The sequence below is a fragment of the Kistimonas asteriae genome, from assembly GCF_018263925.1.
Classification (GTDB): domain Bacteria; phylum Pseudomonadota; class Gammaproteobacteria; order Pseudomonadales; family Endozoicomonadaceae; genus Kistimonas; species Kistimonas asteriae.
The window spans coordinates 424,116-443,310 of record NZ_JAEVHF010000001.1; the positions used below are offsets into that span (position 1 = coordinate 424,116).

Below are 19,195 nucleotides of genomic sequence, written 5' to 3' on the forward strand. Positions count from 1 at the left end.
GGAGCCCTGTCGGAGCGGTGAAAGCCGGTGGGCTTGAGGCTGGCCGGCACCGCCCCTTCAGCAACGGGACAAAAACACCAGCCTCAGACCATCTTCAAACAACAGAGAGCATGCAGATCAGGCAAAAACAATCTGATCATTCTTCACCGTTGCTTTAATTGTATGCCCCGGCGCGAAATTCCCGGCAAGAATATCCTGCGCCAGGGGGTTTTCCAGATAACGCTGAATAGAGCGTTTCAAAGGCCGTGCACCATAAACGGGATCAAACCCGGCCTCCACCAGCTTATCCAACGCCGGCTGGTCCAGCTCAAGCGACAGGTCGTTCTCATGCAACCGTTTGCGGAGTTCTTCCAGCTGGATATTGGCAATACCTGCAATCTGCTCCTTCGCCAGAGGATGAAAGACCACCAGCTCGTCAATCCGGTTCACAAACTCCGGCCGGAAGTGATTGCCAACCACTTCAACCAGAGCATGCTTCAGGGTTTCAAAGTCGTCATCCTTCAACGTTTGAATCATGTCTGAGCCAAGGTTGGATGTCATAACCACCACCGTGTTTCTGAAATCCACGGTACGCCCCTGACCATCGGTCAGGCGACCATCATCCAATACCTGCAGCAGGATATTGAAAACGTCCGGATGCGCTTTTTCCACCTCATCAAGCAGCACGACAGAATACGGTTTGCGCCGTACGGCTTCGGTCAGATAACCACCTTCCTCATAGCCAACATAGCCCGGAGGTGCACCCAGCAGCCTGGCAACAGAATGCTTCTCCATGAATTCAGACATATCAACCCGAATCACGGCAGCTTCGGTATCAAACAGGAACTCGGCCAGCGCCTTACACAGCTCTGTTTTACCCACACCGGTGGGACCAAGAAACATGAACGAGCCATTCGGCCTATCGGGGTCTGAGAGGCCCGCACGGGAGCGTCGGACGGCATTGGAGACCGCCACAACCGCTTCATCCTGACCCACGACACGGCTGTGCAACGCCTGCTCCATTCTCAGCAGCTTATCGCGCTCACCTTCCAACATCCGGGAAACGGGTATACCGGTCCAGCGAGAGACAACATCCGCAATCTCCTCATCCGTCACCTTGTTACGCAACAGCTTCATTGGGCCGTCTTCAGCCGTTTCCGCCTGCTGCATCCGTTTTTCGATTTCCGGCAGCTGCCCATACTGGATCTCAGACATTTTCGCGAGATCACCATTCCGGCTCGCCGCTTCCAACTCCAGCAGCAACTGCTCTTTTTCTTCTTTCAGCTTATGGGCACCCTGAACAACGGCTTTTTCACTCTTCCAGACATCTTCCAGGTCGGAGTACTCTTTCTCCAGCTTGCCAATCTGTTCTTCGAGCGAGACCAAGCGCTCACGGGAGGCTGCATCTTCCTCTTTACCCAACGCCTGCTGCTCAATTTTCAGCTGAATCAATCGACGTTCCAGCTTGTCCATAGACTCTGGTTTGGAGTCCATTTCCATGCGGATACGGCTGGCTGCTTCATCAATCAGGTCAATGGCCTTATCCGGCAACTGTCGATCAGAAATGTAGCGATGAGAGAGCTTGGCAGCCGCGATGATCGCCGGGTCAGTAATGTCCACATGGTGGTGGACTTCATATTTTTCTTTCAGGCCACGCAGAATGGCGATGGTGTCCTCAACCGTAGGCTCATTCACCTGCACTTTCTGGAAACGGCGCTCAAGGGCTGCATCCTTTTCAATGTACTGCCGATATTCGTCCAACGTCGTGGCACCAACACAGTGCAACTCCCCTCGAGCCAATGCCGGCTTGAGCATATTCCCGGCATCCATGGCGCCATCCGCTTTACCGGCACCCACCATGGTATGCAACTCATCAATGAAGAGAATAATTCGACCTTCCTGCTTGGCCAGGTCATTGAGCACCGCCTTCAGGCGCTCTTCGAATTCACCCCGGTACTTGGCACCTGCCAGCAAAGCGCCCAAATCCAACGACAATACACGCTTGTCTCGAATACCTTCCGGCACTTCACCGTTAACGATGCGCAGCGCCAGACCTTCGACGATAGCCGTCTTACCGACACCGGGCTCACCGATCAACACAGGATTATTCTTGGTACGACGCTGGAGAACCTGAATGGTTCTGCGGATTTCATCATCACGCCCAATGACCGGGTCCAGCTTGCCCTGCTCAGCCCGCTCAGTCAGATCCAGCGTGTATTTAGCCAGCGCATTCCGGCTGTCTTCCGCATTGGCATCATTGACAGATTCACCCCCACGAATATTTTTGATGGCGGTTTCCAATGCTTTCTTGCTGACACCCTGGCCATTAAGCGCTTTGCCCAACGGCCCACTGTCATCCATCATGGCTAACAGCACGGTTTCACTGGCGATAAACTGATCTTTATTCTGCTGGGCCTGCTTATCGGCAAGATTCAAAATACGTAGCAGGTTCTGGGAAGGCTGGATATCACCCGTGGGGTTATTGACCACAGGCAATTCTTCGATCAACTGTTCGAGCTCGGCCCTCAGGCCTTCAATATCAAACCCCACCTGCATCAGCAGCGGCTTGACGGAGCCCCCCTGCTGGGACAGCATGGCCTGCAGCAGGTGAACCGGTTCAATCTGGTTATTATCCCGACCGATCGCCAGCGACTGGGCATCGGCAAGGGCTGACTGGAGTTTACTGGTCAGTCGATCCGCTCTCATCATTACCTCCGACAAAACTGCCCGAGACAATGCCACGGGCATGATTCGTTTGACTTTCGATGAGAACTATATGATGGCGATCTAACCCCTTTTCAAGGCAGGGTTATCCGTCAGTTCCGGCCAGCCAGATGACAGAGGCCATCCGGCCGGACTTTGCGCCATCACGCCGGTAAGAAAAAAACAGGTCTTCCTGACGAACCGTGCAATAGTCCCCTCCATATACATCATAGATGCCCAATGTCTTAAGACGCTGGCGGGCCAAGGTGTAAATGTCCGCAAACCAGCGATCCCCCTGACCCGCAACAAAGGCACTTTCTGCTTCAGGCTCATGCGCCAGAAATGCCTGCCGAACCTCCGGCCCCACTTCAAAACACGGCTGACTGATGGCCGGCCCAAGCCACGCCATCAGCGTATCCGGCGAGTCATCAAAAATCGCAGCGGTATTTTCCAGCACACCACTGACCAGCCCGCGCCAACCGGCATGCGCTGCCGCCACACGAGTCCCGGAACGGTTACAGAACAAAACAGGCAAACAATCGGCTGTGAGCACTGCGCAGGCACGCTCAGACACGTCTGACCAGCAGGCATCGGCCTCTGCCTCCGCACACTCACGATCAGCCTGCACCAGGTCAGCACCATGCACCTGCTTCAACCACTGAATTTGATTCAGCGCCCATTCATGCATCAGTAGCGCGCGATTTTCTATCACCTTCTCAGCCTCATCCCCTGAGCGAAGCCCAAGATTCAGGCTTCGCCAGGAACCCTCACTGACACCACCATTTCGGGTGGTTACAAAGGCTTTCACCGAGGCCGGCGCTGGCCAGTCTGGCTGCAGATAACGACCGCTAGAAGACAGGTTCTGTGGTTTCGACATAGGCCTGCTGATCCCCCTCCAGCACTTCGAGCAATTCCACAAAGTCCGCAGGCAGCTCGGATTCCCACTCCATATACTCCCCCGAAACCGGGTGTACCAGCCCCAGACGACGAGCATGCAACGCCTGACGACCAAAGTTACGCAACCTATCGACCAGCTCAGACGTCGCCGCCTTCGGCAGCTTCAGCCGACCGGCATACAATGGATCCCCCACCAGGGGATAACCGATATGCGCCATATGCACCCGTATCTGATGGGTGCGACCAGTTTCCAGCTGCAGCCGGATATGCGTATGGGCGCGGTATCGGTCGATGATCCGATAATGCGTGCGAGCATACTTACCGCCCCCGGTCACAGCCATTTTCAATCGGGTAGCAGGATTACGGCCAATAGGTGCCTCGACCTCTCCCCCGGTGGTCATGCTGCCGATAGCCACCGCTTCATATTCACGGCTGACACTACGCTCCTGCAGCTGATCAACCAGATCCGCGTGCGCCGCAAGGGTTTTCGCCACCACCATGAGGCCGCTGGTATCCTTGTCCAGCCGATGAACAATACCGGCGCGAGGCACACTGGCGATATCCGGATACCGGTACAACAAGCCATTCAGCAACGTACCGCTGTAATTACCCGCCGCCGGGTGAACCACCAGGCCTGCCGGCTTGTTGATCACGGCAATTGCTTCATCCTCATAGATAATATCCAACGGGATATCTTCCGGCTCCCAGCGATCATCATTCTCAACTTCTGTGATCAGCGTCAGCAGCTCACCACCGAAACACCTCTCTTTCGGTTTGCAGACCTTGCCGTCGACCTTCATGTCGCCCGAGCGAATCCAGGACTGCAGGCTGCTGCGAGAGTAGTCAGGGAAAACCGCCGCAGCGATCTGATCAAGCCGCTTGCCACCCATTTCATCCGGGACGCGGGCCTCAAGTTCTATCCGTTCTGTCATTGATTAGCCGAACAGTAAATTCCAACAGGGTTCAGGAAACACGGGCAGCCGTCACAAACGCTGAAGAATCGAGTCTGCCCGTTGCAGAAAAATCTACGATTTTAGCGTTTGGGATTAGGTTATGACCTATGTTTAAATACGAAGAATTAACGTCACGCAGTTTATCACACCACGTCCGGTTCCGGGGGACGGAAACCTCAGGGATATTGAGCAAACATGTTACTGAGCAAACGATTTTTTATTCTGGCCCTGGTCACTTTCCTGACAGCCTGCGCCAGCAGCGAGAAAGAGAAGGTTCCCGAGAACCTGTCAGAAGCCGAGCTGTACCGTCAGTCCCAGCAATCGCTGGAGAACAGCAACTACAGCCAGGCCGTCGACAAACTCAGGGCACTGGAATCCCGCTACCCGTTCGGCCCATTTGCCGAACAGGCACAGCTGGATCTGGTCTATGCCTACTACAAGAACATGGAGCCGGAAGCCGCACGGGCCTCGGCTGAGCGGTTCATCCGGCTGCATCCACAGCATCCAAACGTGGATTACGCCTATTACATGCGTGGCCTGGCGTCCAACACCGCAGACCTTGGCCTGATTGAGCGGTATGTACCGGTCGATATGTCCAAGCGAGACCCGGGTCAGGCACGTCAATCGTTCAACGAGTTCTCCGAGCTCCTGCAGCGATTCCCGGACAGCCCTTACGCCAGCGACGCCCGTCAGCGGATGATCGCCCTGCGTAATCGGCTCTCCTACTATGAGCTGCATGTCGCCAATTACTACATGAAGCGTAAGGCTTATGTCGCGGCCATTAACCGCGGGCGCTACATTGTCGAGCATATGCAGGGCACACCGGTCGTTGAAGATGCGCTGGGCATGATGGTCGAAGGCTACCAGCACCTGAACCTGGAGCAGCCTTCCAACGAGGCGCTGGAGGTGTTGAAAACCAACTTCCCGGACAGCAAACTGATTGGAGAAAACGGTGAGTTTACGGGTTACAAGGTTTATGCCGATGTGGATCCGTCCGTCTGGAACATCATCACCTTCGGCCTGGTTGACGGCAAACCGGCTGACGAGATCAAGCCAGATCCCTACACGCCCAGAAGCCGCTCCTGGCTGAATGTGATCACCTTCGGCCTGCTGGGTGACAGCGGTAACGAGGCGACCGCACCGAAACCGCCAGAGCAATCTTCAGCACAGTAATTGACCTTATTGAAGGCTGATCAGGGCTTGCATAGGCAAGCCCTTTCACTAACTCCCAATACAAGATTCCACAATGTCCACTGCTGTTAAATGCCCCACCTGCGGAAAGAAAGTCCTCTGGAAACCCGAAAATAAATTCCGTCCCTTCTGCTGCGAACGTTGCCGACTGATTGATCTCGGCGCCTGGGCCAAAGAAGAACACAAGATTCCAGGCGACAACCAGTTTGATGACGTGATGGAAAGTGACCTTAACAATTCCTAATAAACGTGATCACCATACATTACCAGTCTGCCAATCACACCCCACCACCAGAGTGAGTAGTAGATCCCTCACTGGGAGGCTGATGGCGTTCACGCTCACTCTCCACCAGGCGTTTCGCCAAAGCACATTGCTTTTCTAACAACGCCTTAATTCTCTCAAACTCTTCATGCGCTCCCGGACTTGTATCAGCTTCCATGTCTATATCCTTAGCATGATCGATTAAATCACCAATCTCCAAATTTGCGATACGCTCAAGTACATCGACAAGCGATTTGCGCAAGTACCCAGGATGATCTTTTTCCATTTTTTCCAAAATTTCCAGCATTGTCGGGCGACAAGAATATTGCGCATAATGCTTCCATGATGGCTTTCTAAGTTTCGCCAATAACTCATCTACTGTTTTAGCTTTCCTTAAACTACTTCCCCCCTTATACATACACATACCACCATCAATGGGAATGCAACGATAACGAGGCTTACCAGTCTCACTTTGCTCTTGTACAGGCTGCAGGAGATAATTATCTAGCTTCAGTGCATCTTCATCCAATTGCACTAATATCCTGAGGTAATAGATAAAGGCAGGATGGTATTCCCCTTCAAAAAAATCATAAGGCGATCTTTCTCCCATTTCTTGAAAAAGCGTGCGCTTTTCAAAAGACTTGCACTGATCAATATATTTAACCGTCAGTGCCGGCAGAAGGCTCTCCACACTACCATCTTCTAAAGCTTGCGACTCATAAAGTACTTCTGAAGAAAAAAGAGATGGTTCACCCTTACCTAACAATTCGGGCCATACGTTATTGGCAAACATTTCCCTATAATGCAAAACAGCGAGATTATCATAATAGTGACTTTTTAATTCATAAAACCTTGCCCTTTCTGTATCCCGAAACACCAACAATATGAGTGACAACACCAGAAAGAAAAAACTCTGAATTTGACGCTTAATATAAGCGCACCAGGATATATTATGCAAAAACTTCAATAAATACTGCTCCCCCTCCCCCTCCCCAGAGGCCTTCTTAACAATCTGAGAGCTTACTGACCCCTCATTAATGACAGCCTTTTCAACCCGCCGAAATTCACCAACACCAGGCGCCTTCTTATTTTCAAATAAATAAGCAACTTCGCGCCCCTTATCCTGAAAGTGGGAGACTTCAGCTTCAGACAGCACAACCCTTCTGACACCCATAACGGAGGGTTTCTCACGCCTTCTACTACCATCAGGAACACCCCCACTAGAAACATATGAATGCGAGCACGCTGAGCTAGATGCCATATCACCACCTACTAAAATGAATACTAAAACTATTTAGACAGTGCGATATGACAGATAGTTCAAATTAATAATGCCTATGTCATTTAGGGGAATTTTTATCACCAGTAGCAGGAGATACCCGCCACGCCTTGCGCTCCGGCAGATTTTGCCTCATATTCATCGCCTTCCCCCATTCCACCTAACCAATAAACCGGAAGAATAGCCATATCAGTCAATTTGGCAGCATGCTCAACCCCCAAAGGCTCCACACCGGGGTGAGAGGCAGTTTCACGCACCGGAGACAGCGTCACAAAACCACACCCTACTTGGACTGCCTGAAACAATTCCTCTATTGAATGACAGGAGGCCGCTAATAACTTATCTCCCTGATAACGCCATCCAGTTTCATACAACTTATGCAGTTGGCCACTAGTTAAATGAAGCCCATCAACCCATACTTCAGTCAAAAGCGCAACATCACCTTTTAACAACAGGCGCCCCCCTGAAGCTCTACTTAATTTTGCAGCCTTTGCTGCCAAACACCTATAATCTCGTGGTTCTAGCCAAGGCGCTCGAAATTGCGTGAGTTTAATTCCTGCCTCAAAGGCAGCCTGCAATCTTTCAAAAAACGCTTCATGCGTTTCAAACTGCCCCGTAATCAAATAATTATCAGGCAATATAGCCGCACTAACGATAGGCCTATTAGCCGCTGGAAAATCATAATATCGCAAATCCTCACGAGCCACCCAACGCACTTCCTGGCCTTCGCAACCACGAGGCTCCCCACCAAATGCAGTAACACGCCAAACATCCAATAATACGCTTTTATCCGGATAAGTATGATGAATTCGAATCAACGGGGAGGAACAAGATACCGTTATACCCAATTCCTCCTTAAGCTCTCTAACCAAAGCATCCTTTACAGACTCCAAGACCTCAACCTTCCCTCCCGGGAACTCCCAAAGCCCTCCCTGGTGTTTGTCTTTTGGCCGCAAGGCCAAGAGCACTTCGCCTTTATTATTTTCAATAACAGCAGCTGCGACATGAACACTTTGACTACTCATTGACCACACAGAGCCCTTTGAGGATTTGAAACCAACAAGCTTAAGCAAATGAGCTTAGGCAACAAGATAACAGTCCCGCTCCTGATTTCGCCTTCGCATAATTAAATACTCACCCAATGTGCATCGAATGGCCGTTAATAGACCTACCAAGAACTAGCATCACGTGCGGTATTCGGCATTGATAGAGACATAGTCATGCGAAAGGTCAGAGGTCCAGACCGTTTCTGTGAGCTCTCCACGCGATAACGCTATTCTGATTACGACTTCAGCCTGATCCATAACCGCTTGGCCATCAGCCTCCCGATAATCAGCCGCAACACCGCCACCGGTAATAATGCAGACATCGCCAAGGAAGATTGAGATGCCTGCCACATCCAGATCATCAACGTTTGCACGACCAACCGCTGCCAAAATACGCCCCCAGTTAGGATCACTGGCAAAAAGAGCCGTTTTCACTAACGGGGAATGCGCAACGGTATAGGCTACTTCCAAGGCCTCTTGACGCGAACCAGCCTGTTCAACGACAACACTGACGAACTTTGTCGCCCCTTCGGCATCACGAACCAACGACTGGGCTAAACGCTGACACAGCACGGCTACCTGCTTGCTCAACACACGATAAAGTGGCTGATCAGTACTCACAACGGTTTCATTGCCGGCAGCACCTGTAGCCACCAGCAGACAGGCATCGTTCGTCGACGTATCCCCATCGACCGTTATACGGTTAAAAGAGCAATTGACGACTTCATTTAAGATCTGCTGGAGGCATGCAGTTTCAATAGACACATCAGTGGAAACAAAAGCCAGCATGGTTGCCATATCCGGCCGTATCATGCCTGCCCCTTTGGCAATACCCGTCAGTGTATAAACGACGCCTTCATGCTCAAAGCGGACAGATTCACCTTTCGGACGTGTGTCCGTCGTCATGATCCCTTCAGCGGCCTGATGCCAGGCGGCTTCCGATTCTGCCGAACGCTCAACACAAGCAGGCAGCCCAGCCAATAGCGTCGGCACCGGCAGGTACTCGCCAATCACACCTGTGGAGAATGGCAGCACCTGCTCCGGCAAACAACCCAATACTTCTGCCAATCTGGCCGTACAGGTTTCTGCGTCCGCCAGGCCTTGCCCCCCGGTTCCCGCATTGGCATTGCCAGTATTGACAACCAATGCGCAAGGCTTACTCACCAAACGTTGCCGGGATAACTCTACTGGCGCTGCACAAAAACGATTCCGGGTAAATACGCCAGCTACGGACGCCCCTTCAGGCCAAGTCATCACCACAAGATCTTTACGGTTCGGGTACCGCATACCGGCTTCTACTGTACCTAACCGAAAGCCTTTCACCGGATACATTGCACGGATAAGGGGTTGTTCTGACGCCATCACAAATAGCCCTCTAAATAACTGCCTTGTACCACATGGCAACCATAAAATGAGTCACTGATTATTGTTCTTTGGCATCCTGGCCACATAAAACAATGCCCCCCATCCTGGGAGGCATTGCGATCCATCGCCAGGCAATTTGCTAGTTAAACAATCTTGCCATGGCACTGCTTGTACTTTTTGCCGGAACCACAAGGGCATGGCTCATTACGCCCAACCTTCTTGCTGTCCCTGACAAACGGCTGCGCAGGCTGTTGTTCATCTGCAGGCTGTGCTTCGCCAGATGGCGCTTCCATAGCTGCGGCCTGCTCATGCTGGAATTGCATCCTACGCGCTAACTCCTCACGGCGCTGGCGCTCCATCTCTTCTGTCTGGTCATTATCCTGAACCTGGACATGTGACAGGATGCGAATCACTTCGCGCTTGATATCACTGAGCATCTGCTGGAACAGTTCAAACGCTTCGCGCTTATACTCCTGCTTCGGGTTCTTGGCGGCAAAGCCACGCAAGTGGATGCCCTGGCGCAGATGATCCATAGTCGCCAGGTGCTCCTTCCACTTATCATCCAGAATCCGTAGAAGGATATGCTTCTCAAACGCTCTCAGCGCTTCACCACCAGCCATTTCTTCTTTTTTCTGGTAAGAAGCAACAACTGTTTCGAGAATCCGCTGCCGCAGGCCTTCCTCTTCCAGGTGGTCCTCAGCGTCCAACCAATCCGCAATTGGCAGCTTTTCGGCAAACTCGGAAGTAATCCGGGTTTCCAGGCCGGAAATATCCCACTGCTCTTCCAGAGTCTGCGGAGGAATATACTCATTAATAATTTCATCGATCACTTCTTCACGGATATTGGCAATACTGTCTGCCACATTTTCCGCTTCAAGCAGCTCATCGCGCTGGGCATAAACGACCTTACGCTGGTCATTGGCCACATCATCATATTCCAGCAACTGCTTACGAATGTCGAAGTTACGACCCTCAACCTTTCTCTGGGCCTTTTCAATAGCATTGGTGACCATGCGATGCTCAATCGCCTCACCTTTCTCCATACCCATCGCTTTCATGAAGTTCTTGACCCTGTCTGAAGCGAAAATACGCATCAGGTTGTCTTCAAGCGACAAATAAAAACGGGAAACACCAGGATCACCCTGACGACCCGAACGGCCACGCAACTGGTTATCAATACGGCGGGATTCATGACGCTCGGTGCCAATAATATGTAGACCGCCTGAATCCAGCACCTGCTGATGGCGTTTTTGCCATTCTTCCTTTACCTGATCAACATCATCCTGAGTGGCGTTATCGAGCGCTGCCACTTCTGATTCCCAGTTACCACCAAGAATGATATCCGTACCACGACCCGCCATGTTCGTGGCAATAGTCACCGTACCGGGACGCCCTGCCTGGGCAATAATTTCTGCTTCCTTTTCGTGGTATTTGGCGTTCAGAACCTGATGATTGATCTTGGCCTTTTTCAGCGCCTCAGACAGAAGCTCAGAAGACTCAATGGAGGCTGTACCCACCAGAATCGGCCGACCTTCATTCATAGCCGTTTTAATGTCCTCAATGATCGCATCGTACTTCTCCTGAATGGTCAGGAAAACAAGGTCATTGAGATCGTTGCGTGACATTGGCTTATTGGTCGGAATCACGACCACATCCAGCCCATAAATCTGGCGGAATTCATACGCTTCCGTATCGGCTGTACCTGTCATACCGGAAAGCGTTTCATACAAACGGAAGTAATTCTGGAAGGTCGTTGACGCCAGCGTCTGGCTTTCCGCCTGAATGGATACGCCTTCCTTTGCCTCCAGCGCCTGATGCAAACCTTCTGACAGGCGACGACCATGCATGGTTCTGCCTGTATGCTCATCCACCAGAAGAATGTCACTACCGCTGACAATATAATCAACGTTTTTGTGGAACAGCACATGCGCCTTCAGCGCTGCATTCACATGATGCAACATGTTCAGGTTATTAGAGGCATAGAGGCTCTCGCCTTCTGGCAAAAGACCCTCCTGAGTCAACAGCTCCTCGATGAACTGATGCCCCTCTTCGGTTAATTCAACTTGCCGTGTTTTCTCGTCAACCTGATAGTGGCCTTGTTCTTCACCTTCCTCATAGTGACGCGTCAACTTCGGAATCAGGCGATTAATACGCTTGTAAAGCTCAGAACTGTCTTCTGCAGGACCTGAGATAATAAGCGGCGTTCTCGCCTCATCGATTAGAATGGAGTCAACTTCGTCCACAATGGCAAAATTCAGAGGACGCTGGAACTTATCCTCTGAACTGAAAGCCATATTGTCACGCAGGAAATCAAAACCAAATTCGTTGTTGGTTCCGTAGGTGATATCCGCTTGATAGGCAACGCGCTTGTCTTCCGGTCCCTGCATCGGAACCACAACACCAACCGTCATCCCCAGAAATTCATACAGAGGGCGCATCCAGTTGGCGTCACGGGTTGCCAGGTAGTCGTTGACCGTAACGACATGAACCCCTTTACCGGACAATGCATTGAGATAGGCAGGCAATGTCGCAACCAGGGTTTTACCCTCACCGGTCCGCATTTCTGCGATACGACCTTCATGCAGGGTAAGGCCACCAATCATCTGTACATCAAAGTGGCGCATACCCATGACACGCTTACTCGCCTCACGGCAAACAGCAAATGCCTCAGGCATGATGTGATCCAGGGTTTCCCCCTTTTCAATGCGCGCTTTGAACTCACCAGTTTTGGCCTGCAACTGCTCATCAGACAGCTGCGAGAGTCCGTCTTCCAGGGCGCTAATGGCCTTGACCACCTTGCCCATTTTTTTGAGTTGTCGGTCGTTTTTACTGCCAAAAACTTTCTTAATTAGGGGTGCCAACATAATTTCAGTAATGCCTAAACTGATCGAATCGCGAAGAAAATAATGAACTATCGGCTGGCACGGTATATATAACGGGCCGGGTTTACCTGACGACCATTCACCAGCACTTCAAAATGTACATGGGGGCCAGTTGAACGCCCCGTGCTACCCATCAGGCTTATGGTCTGTCCCTTGCTGATAATATCGCCAACATTAACCAGAATGTCCTTGTTGTGGCCATAGCGGGTGACATAGCCATTACCATGATTAATCTCAACAAGATTGCCGTAACCACTTCGCTTACCAGCCCAGGTCACAACACCAGAGCCAACGGCTATGACATCTGAGCCATCTTTACCAGCGAAATCAACACCTTTGTGCCAGGCAGGCCGCCCACTGAACGGATCGGTTCGACGGCCAAATGGAGAAGACATCCAGCCTTTCTTAATGGGACGCCCAGCAATATAGACATCATCCTGCAGCTTTCGGTCAAGCAACAGATTTTCGAGGATATTGAGCTGTTCTTCACGCTTATCAACCTGCATGGCAAGCTGATCAATTAACGACACAAAGTCCGGCGGCTGATAACTGATACCGGACTCTACCATCTCGTCAGGCCCACCTTGAGCGGCTGGTGAGCTGAAATCAAACTCACCCGCATCAAGCTTTGCCATCGCGGTCAGGCGCTCACCCAACGCATCCAGACGGAGAATCTGACCCTGAATCTGAGCTAGCTGAACAGCCAGCGCATCAATCTCAAGACTGGCGTTGCCACGGACTTTTTCGATTTCATTCTGCTGAAGCGCAATAGTCTTTTGCCACTGAGACAACTCTCTCGCTGTCAGGGAGCCACCGACATTAACGTTGACCATTGACCAGGCCAAAAAGTAACCGGAAGCCAAAATAACAGCCGCGACCAGAACCCCGAAGACGGCCAATCTTCGTGGTTGCAAATTGATGGTCTGGCTCTTGCCATGCTGCTGGCTGACAACAATTATCTTCATTGTCGCATTAACCGGGTCTATACCTGTTTTACAGTTATATTGTTCAGTTCTGCCCAGCCCTGTATACAGCCAAACCGGTGGAACCGTTCCAAATAAAATATCAAGCCGGCCAACTCTAGCATTAGCCATCCCCCCCCGCAACTGAAGCACATCGCGGACAGGTCTCAACAAATAAACGTCACTTCAGAAGCACCAATTTACCTGTCTATTTAAAAACCTGAACACACATCTACTCAAAAAAACTGACGGCTACCACTTAAAATCTAGAACACCCTCACCAACTTTCGCCACTTCAAAATCTACATTCACAAAAGCAGGAAAAAGAAAAGCCACCTAAAGAGGTGGCTTAAAGAGAGAGAAGTAGAACAATATCAGGCCATAACCAACGTAGGTCGAGCATACGAAATAGGTGCACTGGCCGCATCTTCGAACGTCACCATTTCCCAGGCAGACGCATCAGCAATCAATGCACGCAACAACTTGTTATTCAGTGAATGACCAGACTTGTGCCCAATAAACTCACCTATCAGACTGGTACCCAGAAGGTACAGGTCACCAATCGCATCCAGCATCTTATGCTTCACAAACTCATCGTCATAGCGAAGGCCATCTTCATTAAGAATGCGGTACTCATCGACCACTATGGCATTATCAACGCTACCACCGAGCGCCAGATTCTGTGAACGTAAATACTCAATATCTTTCATGAAGCCGAACGTACGTGCCCGACTCACTTCTTTAACGAAGGATGTACTGGAAAAATCGATACTGGAGCGCTGCACCAAGCCCTTGAAGACAGGATGATCGAAATCAATACTGAATGTCACCTTGAAGCCATCAAAAGGCACAAAGGTGGCTGTCTTACCATCCTCTTCTACGGTGACCTTCTTCTTGATACGAATAAATTTCTTCGCGGCCGCCTGTTCTTCGATACCTGCAGACTGAATCAGAAAGACAAAGGGACCCGCACTGCCATCCATGATGGGCACTTCATGCGCTGTCACCTCGACATAGGCATTATCGATACCCAGGCCCGCCATCGCGGACAGAAGATGCTCAACGGTATCGACTCGCACGCCGTCTTTTTCCAGCGACGTGCACAGTGTCGTCTGTCCTACATTCTCGGCACGCGCTGGAATCTCTACCACAGGCTCCAGGTCGGTACGACAGAATACAATGCCGGTATCCACAGGCGCAGGCTTCAGTGTCAGGTAAACCTTCTCACCGGAATGAAGCCCCACTCCTGTAGCACGAATAATATTTTTGAGCGTTCGCTGTCTAATCATGACCCAGCCGTTAGCTTGCATCTGCACGAAATAGTCGATAATCGGCCATTCTAGCAGAGTAATCTCGCCTTACAAAGTGTTACATCTTGACCGCACAGGCTTTAATCAGCCTGGCGGCGTAAAAACGCCGGAATATCCAGATAATCCGTATCCGTCTTAGCGCTAGGCGATCCATCAACATCACTGCCAGCAACCGCTTTCTTACGCAGAATGGTAGGACGATCAAGCTCGCTATAGTTCACGTTGCCATCAGCAGTCTTGGCAGCATTATCAACCACCTTCTTGACTTTCTGCTCAGGCTTACCAAGTCCAGTCGCCACTACTGTGACACGGATTTCATCCGACATTTCCGGATCAATAACAGTTCCCACTACCACCGTAGCATCATCAGAAGCAAACTGCTCAACAGTACTGCCCACTTCCGTAAATTCACCAATGGAGAAATCCAGACCTGCAGTAATGTTGACGAGAATACCCCGCGCACCCTGCAAATCAACATCTTCCAGCAGAGGACTGCGAATCGCCGCTTCTGCCGCTTCTACGGCACGGTTGGAGCCGGTCGCATTGCCCGTACCCATCATCGCCATGCCCATCTCAGACATAACTGTGCGCACGTCCGCAAAGTCGACATTGATCATGCCGGGACGAATGATCAGGTCTGCAATACCTTGCACCGCACCCTGAAGCACATCATTCGCGGCACAGAACGCGGACAACAGGCTTGCATCCTTACCCAGCACCGGCAGCAATTTTTCATTAGGAATGGTGATCAGCGAATCCACATGCTCAGCCAACTCCTTCAACCCCTGATCCGCAATAGTCATCCGCTTTCTGCCTTCGAAAGGGAAGGGACGCGTGACCACGGCGACAGTCAGAATACCGAGCTCCCTCGCGACTTCTGCCACAACAGGCGCTGCACCTGTGCCTGTACCGCCACCCATACCGGCGGTAATGAAAACCATATCAGCACCCGACAGCACTTCTGCCAGCCGCTCACGATCTTCCAATGCTGCCTGACGCCCGATTTCCGGGTTTGCACCAGCACCAAGACCTTTAGTAATACCTGTACCCAGCTGCAACAAGGTTCGAGCATTGAGATGCTTTAACGCCTGCGCATCTGTATTGGCCACAATAAAATCCACACCCTCAACCTGACTGTTGAGCATGTGATTGACAGCGTTACCGCCGCCACCGCCGACACCGACCACTTTTATGACCGCATTTTGCGGTGCATTATCGACCAGTTCGAACATGACAAATCTCCTTCTCTCTTAACTGTCCATTTTTATAGAATTACTTCCCTAAAACAATCAGAAGTTCCCCTGAAACCAGCGTTTTATCTTCGCCAGAACGGGCTCTTCCTGCTTTCTTGAACCAAAGGCCATATCCCCTTCACCCTGCATTTTCAAGCCATAGTGAAGAAGGCCAACACCTGTAGCATAAATCGGATTGCGCACAACATCAGACATACCCCGAACAGTCTGGGGAACGCCCAGCCTGACCGGCATATGGAAGATTTCCTCGGCCAGCTCAACCACACCTTCCATCTTCGACGTACCGCCGGTCAGCACGATACCGGCTGCAATCAATTCCTCAAACCCGCTGCGGCGCAGCTCCGCCTGTATCAGGGTAAAGAGCTCGTCATAACGGGGTTCAACCACCTCCGCCAGGGCCTGCCGGGACAACTCCCTCGGAGGACGCTCGCCGACGCTGGGCACATTGATAGTTTCATCGGCACCCGCGAGCTGGGTAAGAGCGCAGGCATACTTAATTTTGATTTCCTCCGCAAATTGCGTCGGGGTACGCAGCGCCATGGCGATATCGTTGGTGACCTGGTCTCCAGCGATGGGAATCACGGCCGTATGACGGATCGCACCTTCTGTAAAGATCGCGATATCGGTTGTACCACCACCGATATCCACTAGGCAGACACCCAGCTCTTTCTCATCTTCGGTCAGAACCGAGTAACTGGAAGCCAGCTGCTCAAGGATAATATCTTCAACTTCCAGGCCACAGCGACGGATACACTTCTCAATATTCTGCGCGGCATTCACGGCACAGGTGACCAGATGCACCTTGGCCTCCAGCCGCACGCCAGACATCCCCAAGGGCTCCTTGACCCCTTCCTGCGTATCAATCACATACTCCTGGGGAAGGATATGCAAGATTCGCTGATCTGCCGGGATAGCCACGGCCTGCGCAGCATCAATTACCCGATCCATATCGGCCCGGGTCACTTCACGCTCACGAATAGCCACAATCCCATGTGAATTGAGGCTTCGGATATGGCTGCCTGCAATACCGGCATAAACAGAGTGAATCTGGCAGCCCGCCATCAGCTCAGCCTCTTCAATGGCGCGCTGGATTGACTGAACCGTTGACTCAATATTGACCACGACGCCTCGCCGCAACCCCCGAGAAGGATGCGAGCCAATGCCGATCACCTCGATATCACCGCTATCCGTGATTTCGCCCACGAGCGCCACCACTTTGGAAGTCCCGATATCCAGACCGACAATCATTCTTCCATTTCCCGTCGCCGTCATGCGTAACCTGCCTGTTGCTTCAACGTTTACCTGTTCATCAGTTACTGCGATTTACTCTGCTTCCGTCATTCGTGTTCCAGGAAACCGCTATACCATCGCGATAGCGCAAGTCCACGCGTCGCACATCTTGCCACTGTTTCTGCAGCAATACATGATAAAGACGCACAAATCGTTGCATTCGCTTGACCAGGTCGCGATGACCAAGATTGACCTCGACATCACCGATCTGGAACCACCAGCTTCCCGTCTCTCGTTGCCCCAGGGCGGTCATTGCCAACCCTAAAGGACGAATCTGCTGGTTCAATGTCATATACTGCTGCATCACCTGTGGCGCAGCAGCTTCTTTACCATAGAGCAGCGGCAAATCACCGAAGTGGCTCAGATCATTCACCCGAAACACTTCACCATCGCCATTCAGAACACCACCCCGCTTCCAGCGAGCCACCGGCACCTGCTCCTGAATTCGGATACTCAGGGTCTCCGGCCAGACTTTCCGGACTTTTGCCCGGCTAATCCACGGCACGTTCTGCAAAGCACTTTGCAGGCCAGCCACATCCAGGCGGAAAAACCGTTCCGCCAAAAACGGTGTGACCTGCTGCTCTACTACTTCCTTGGGTAGATAGCGAAATTCGCCTTCTACTTTCACACTTACTATCGGTCTGTCGAGCCAATTCCAGAGCCAGGGCAACGACCAGACAAACGCGCCAATCACCATCCCGGCCAGTAACAGCTTGGCCGCCTGACCCCCTAGCTGAGTCCAGCGCCTGACAGACGCCTGCCGGTCTTCCAACCGCCTGGCGCCATGGACTTTCCTGGCCGATCGACTAACTGTCCGACTTTTCAGTCGGTCACTACCATCTCGATCCGGGGCGTATAACCGGGTTTCCATGTCCCGTTCTCCTGCTGACCGGATGCCTGCAACAAGTCCAGCACCAGGTCTTCAAACTCCAGCCCAGATGCACGGGCAGCCATAGGTACCAGGCTATGATCCGTCATACCTGGGATCGTATTCACTTCCAGCAGCCAGAACTGACCATCGCCATCCTGCATCACATCCACACGCCCCCATCCGTGACAGTCAATACCATTGAAGGCCCGGAGCGCCAGAGCCTGTAATTCGCGTTCCTTATCCTCACTGAGACCGCAAGGAAGATAATAACGGGTTCCATCCGAGAGGTACTTGGCCTCGTAGTCATAGAACACGTTGTCAGTCTCAAGCCGTATGGCTGGCAAGGCGTTACCGTTAAGAATGGCAACGGTAAATTCAGCCCCTTCAATGAGACGCTCAACCAGCACCTGCTCACCATGGTCTGCCGCTTTGCGAATGGCATCAGCCAGTTGATCACGAGTATTCACCCGGGTCATACCGATACTGGAGCCTTCTTGGTTCGGTTTCACAAAACAGGGAACCGGCAAATCATCAATATCGACATCGCCCGTCACCAGCTGGTATTCCGGGGTCGGCAGACCAATACTCTGCCAGATCAACTTGCTACGATACTTGTCCATGGCCAGTGCAGACGCTTTCACGCCACTGCCGGTATACGGAATCCCCATATACTCCAGCACCCCCTGCACCGTGCCATCTTCACCATCACCACCATGCAGTGCCAGAAAAACGCGATCCGGCTTGATCGTCTGCAGTTGGCTGATCAGGCCGTCCTCAGTATCGATAAGGATACTGTCTACACCGCGACTCTGAAGCGCTGCGTGAATCCGGCCACCAGAATGCAACGATACCTGCCTTTCAGCCGAGGTACCGCCATAAAGAACAGCTACACGCCCCAGTGCATCCATACCGCCCCCTTGTTCATCCCTGCCAAATTGTTCACTCATTCAGT

Annotated in this window: 15 protein-coding genes; 2 read left to right on the forward strand and 13 right to left on the reverse strand. The window is 51.8% G+C overall.

Annotated features, from left to right (window positions below):
* Positions 1-117 precede the first annotated feature (117 nt).
* The 3 genes from clpB to rluD all read right to left on the reverse strand — a co-directional run bounded on the left by clpB (position 118) and on the right by rluD (position 4,511).
* Positions 118-2,685 (reverse strand): ATP-dependent chaperone ClpB, encoded by a 2,568-nt coding sequence (clpB, locus tag KHS78_RS02010; protein WP_211824802.1) that lies wholly within the window; start codon positions 2,683-2,685, stop codon positions 118-120.
* A 103-nt stretch (positions 2,686-2,788) separates the two neighbouring features.
* Complete coding sequence (gene pgeF, locus KHS78_RS02015; protein WP_211824631.1) at positions 2,789-3,559, reverse strand: peptidoglycan editing factor PgeF; 771 nt, start codon at positions 3,557-3,559, stop codon at positions 2,789-2,791.
* Positions 3,531-4,511 (reverse strand): 23S rRNA pseudouridine(1911/1915/1917) synthase RluD, encoded by a 981-nt coding sequence (gene rluD / locus KHS78_RS02020; RefSeq protein ID WP_211824633.1) that lies wholly within the window; start codon positions 4,509-4,511, stop codon positions 3,531-3,533. The genes pgeF and rluD overlap by 29 nt, the downstream gene beginning before the upstream one ends.
* 216 nt (positions 4,512-4,727) lie before the next feature.
* On the opposite strand from rluD, the gene KHS78_RS02025 reads away from it, so the two are divergent.
* Complete coding sequence (locus tag KHS78_RS02025; protein WP_211824635.1) at positions 4,728-5,705, forward strand: outer membrane protein assembly factor BamD; 978 nt, start codon at positions 4,728-4,730, stop codon at positions 5,703-5,705.
* 73 nt (positions 5,706-5,778) lie between these two features.
* Positions 5,779-5,967: a DNA gyrase inhibitor YacG gene (gene yacG, locus KHS78_RS02030; RefSeq protein ID WP_211824637.1), complete on the forward strand. Its 189-nt coding sequence runs from the start codon at positions 5,779-5,781 to the stop codon at positions 5,965-5,967.
* Positions 5,968-6,001: 34 nt separating this feature from the next.
* Here yacG and KHS78_RS02035 read toward each other — a convergent pair whose 3' ends face one another.
* The 10 genes from KHS78_RS02035 to KHS78_RS02080 form a co-directional block, all read right to left on the reverse strand.
* Positions 6,002-7,141 carry a hypothetical protein gene (locus KHS78_RS02035; protein WP_211824639.1) on the reverse strand — a complete coding sequence of 380 codons (1,140 nt, stop codon included), beginning with the start codon at positions 7,139-7,141 and terminating at the stop codon, positions 6,002-6,004.
* 203 nt (positions 7,142-7,344) lie between these two features.
* Positions 7,345-8,289: a Nudix family hydrolase gene (locus KHS78_RS02040; RefSeq protein ID WP_211824641.1), complete on the reverse strand. Its 945-nt coding sequence runs from the start codon at positions 8,287-8,289 to the stop codon at positions 7,345-7,347.
* 159 nt (positions 8,290-8,448) lie between these two features.
* Positions 8,449-9,672 (reverse strand): bifunctional glutamate N-acetyltransferase/amino-acid acetyltransferase ArgJ, encoded by a 1,224-nt coding sequence (gene argJ, locus KHS78_RS02045; protein ID WP_211824643.1) that lies wholly within the window; start codon positions 9,670-9,672, stop codon positions 8,449-8,451.
* A gap of 146 nt (positions 9,673-9,818) precedes the next feature.
* Positions 9,819-12,539: a preprotein translocase subunit SecA gene (gene secA, locus KHS78_RS02050; RefSeq protein WP_281416959.1), complete on the reverse strand. Its 2,721-nt coding sequence runs from the start codon at positions 12,537-12,539 to the stop codon at positions 9,819-9,821.
* 47 nt (positions 12,540-12,586) lie between these two features.
* Positions 12,587-13,522, reverse strand: a complete 936-nt coding sequence (locus tag KHS78_RS02055) for a M23 family metallopeptidase (RefSeq protein ID WP_211824645.1) — start codon at positions 13,520-13,522, stop codon at positions 12,587-12,589.
* Between the two features lie 371 nt (positions 13,523-13,893).
* Positions 13,894-14,808: a UDP-3-O-acyl-N-acetylglucosamine deacetylase gene (gene lpxC / locus KHS78_RS02060; protein WP_211824647.1), complete on the reverse strand. Its 915-nt coding sequence runs from the start codon at positions 14,806-14,808 to the stop codon at positions 13,894-13,896.
* Positions 14,809-14,909: 101 nt separating this feature from the next.
* On the reverse strand, positions 14,910-16,061 hold the full coding sequence (gene ftsZ, locus KHS78_RS02065; protein ID WP_211824649.1) for a cell division protein FtsZ: 1,152 nt from the start codon (positions 16,059-16,061) through the stop codon (positions 14,910-14,912).
* Positions 16,062-16,118: 57 nt separating this feature from the next.
* Positions 16,119-17,354: a cell division protein FtsA gene (ftsA, locus tag KHS78_RS02070; RefSeq protein ID WP_211824651.1), complete on the reverse strand. Its 1,236-nt coding sequence runs from the start codon at positions 17,352-17,354 to the stop codon at positions 16,119-16,121.
* Between the two features lie 37 nt (positions 17,355-17,391).
* Entirely contained in the window at positions 17,392-18,243 is an 852-nt protein-coding gene (locus KHS78_RS02075; RefSeq protein ID WP_211824653.1) for a cell division protein FtsQ/DivIB, read from the reverse strand.
* On the reverse strand, positions 18,195-19,190 hold the full coding sequence (locus KHS78_RS02080; RefSeq protein ID WP_246505986.1) for a D-alanine--D-alanine ligase: 996 nt from the start codon (positions 19,188-19,190) through the stop codon (positions 18,195-18,197). The genes KHS78_RS02075 and KHS78_RS02080 overlap by 49 nt, the downstream gene beginning before the upstream one ends.
* Positions 19,191-19,195 lie beyond the last annotated feature (5 nt).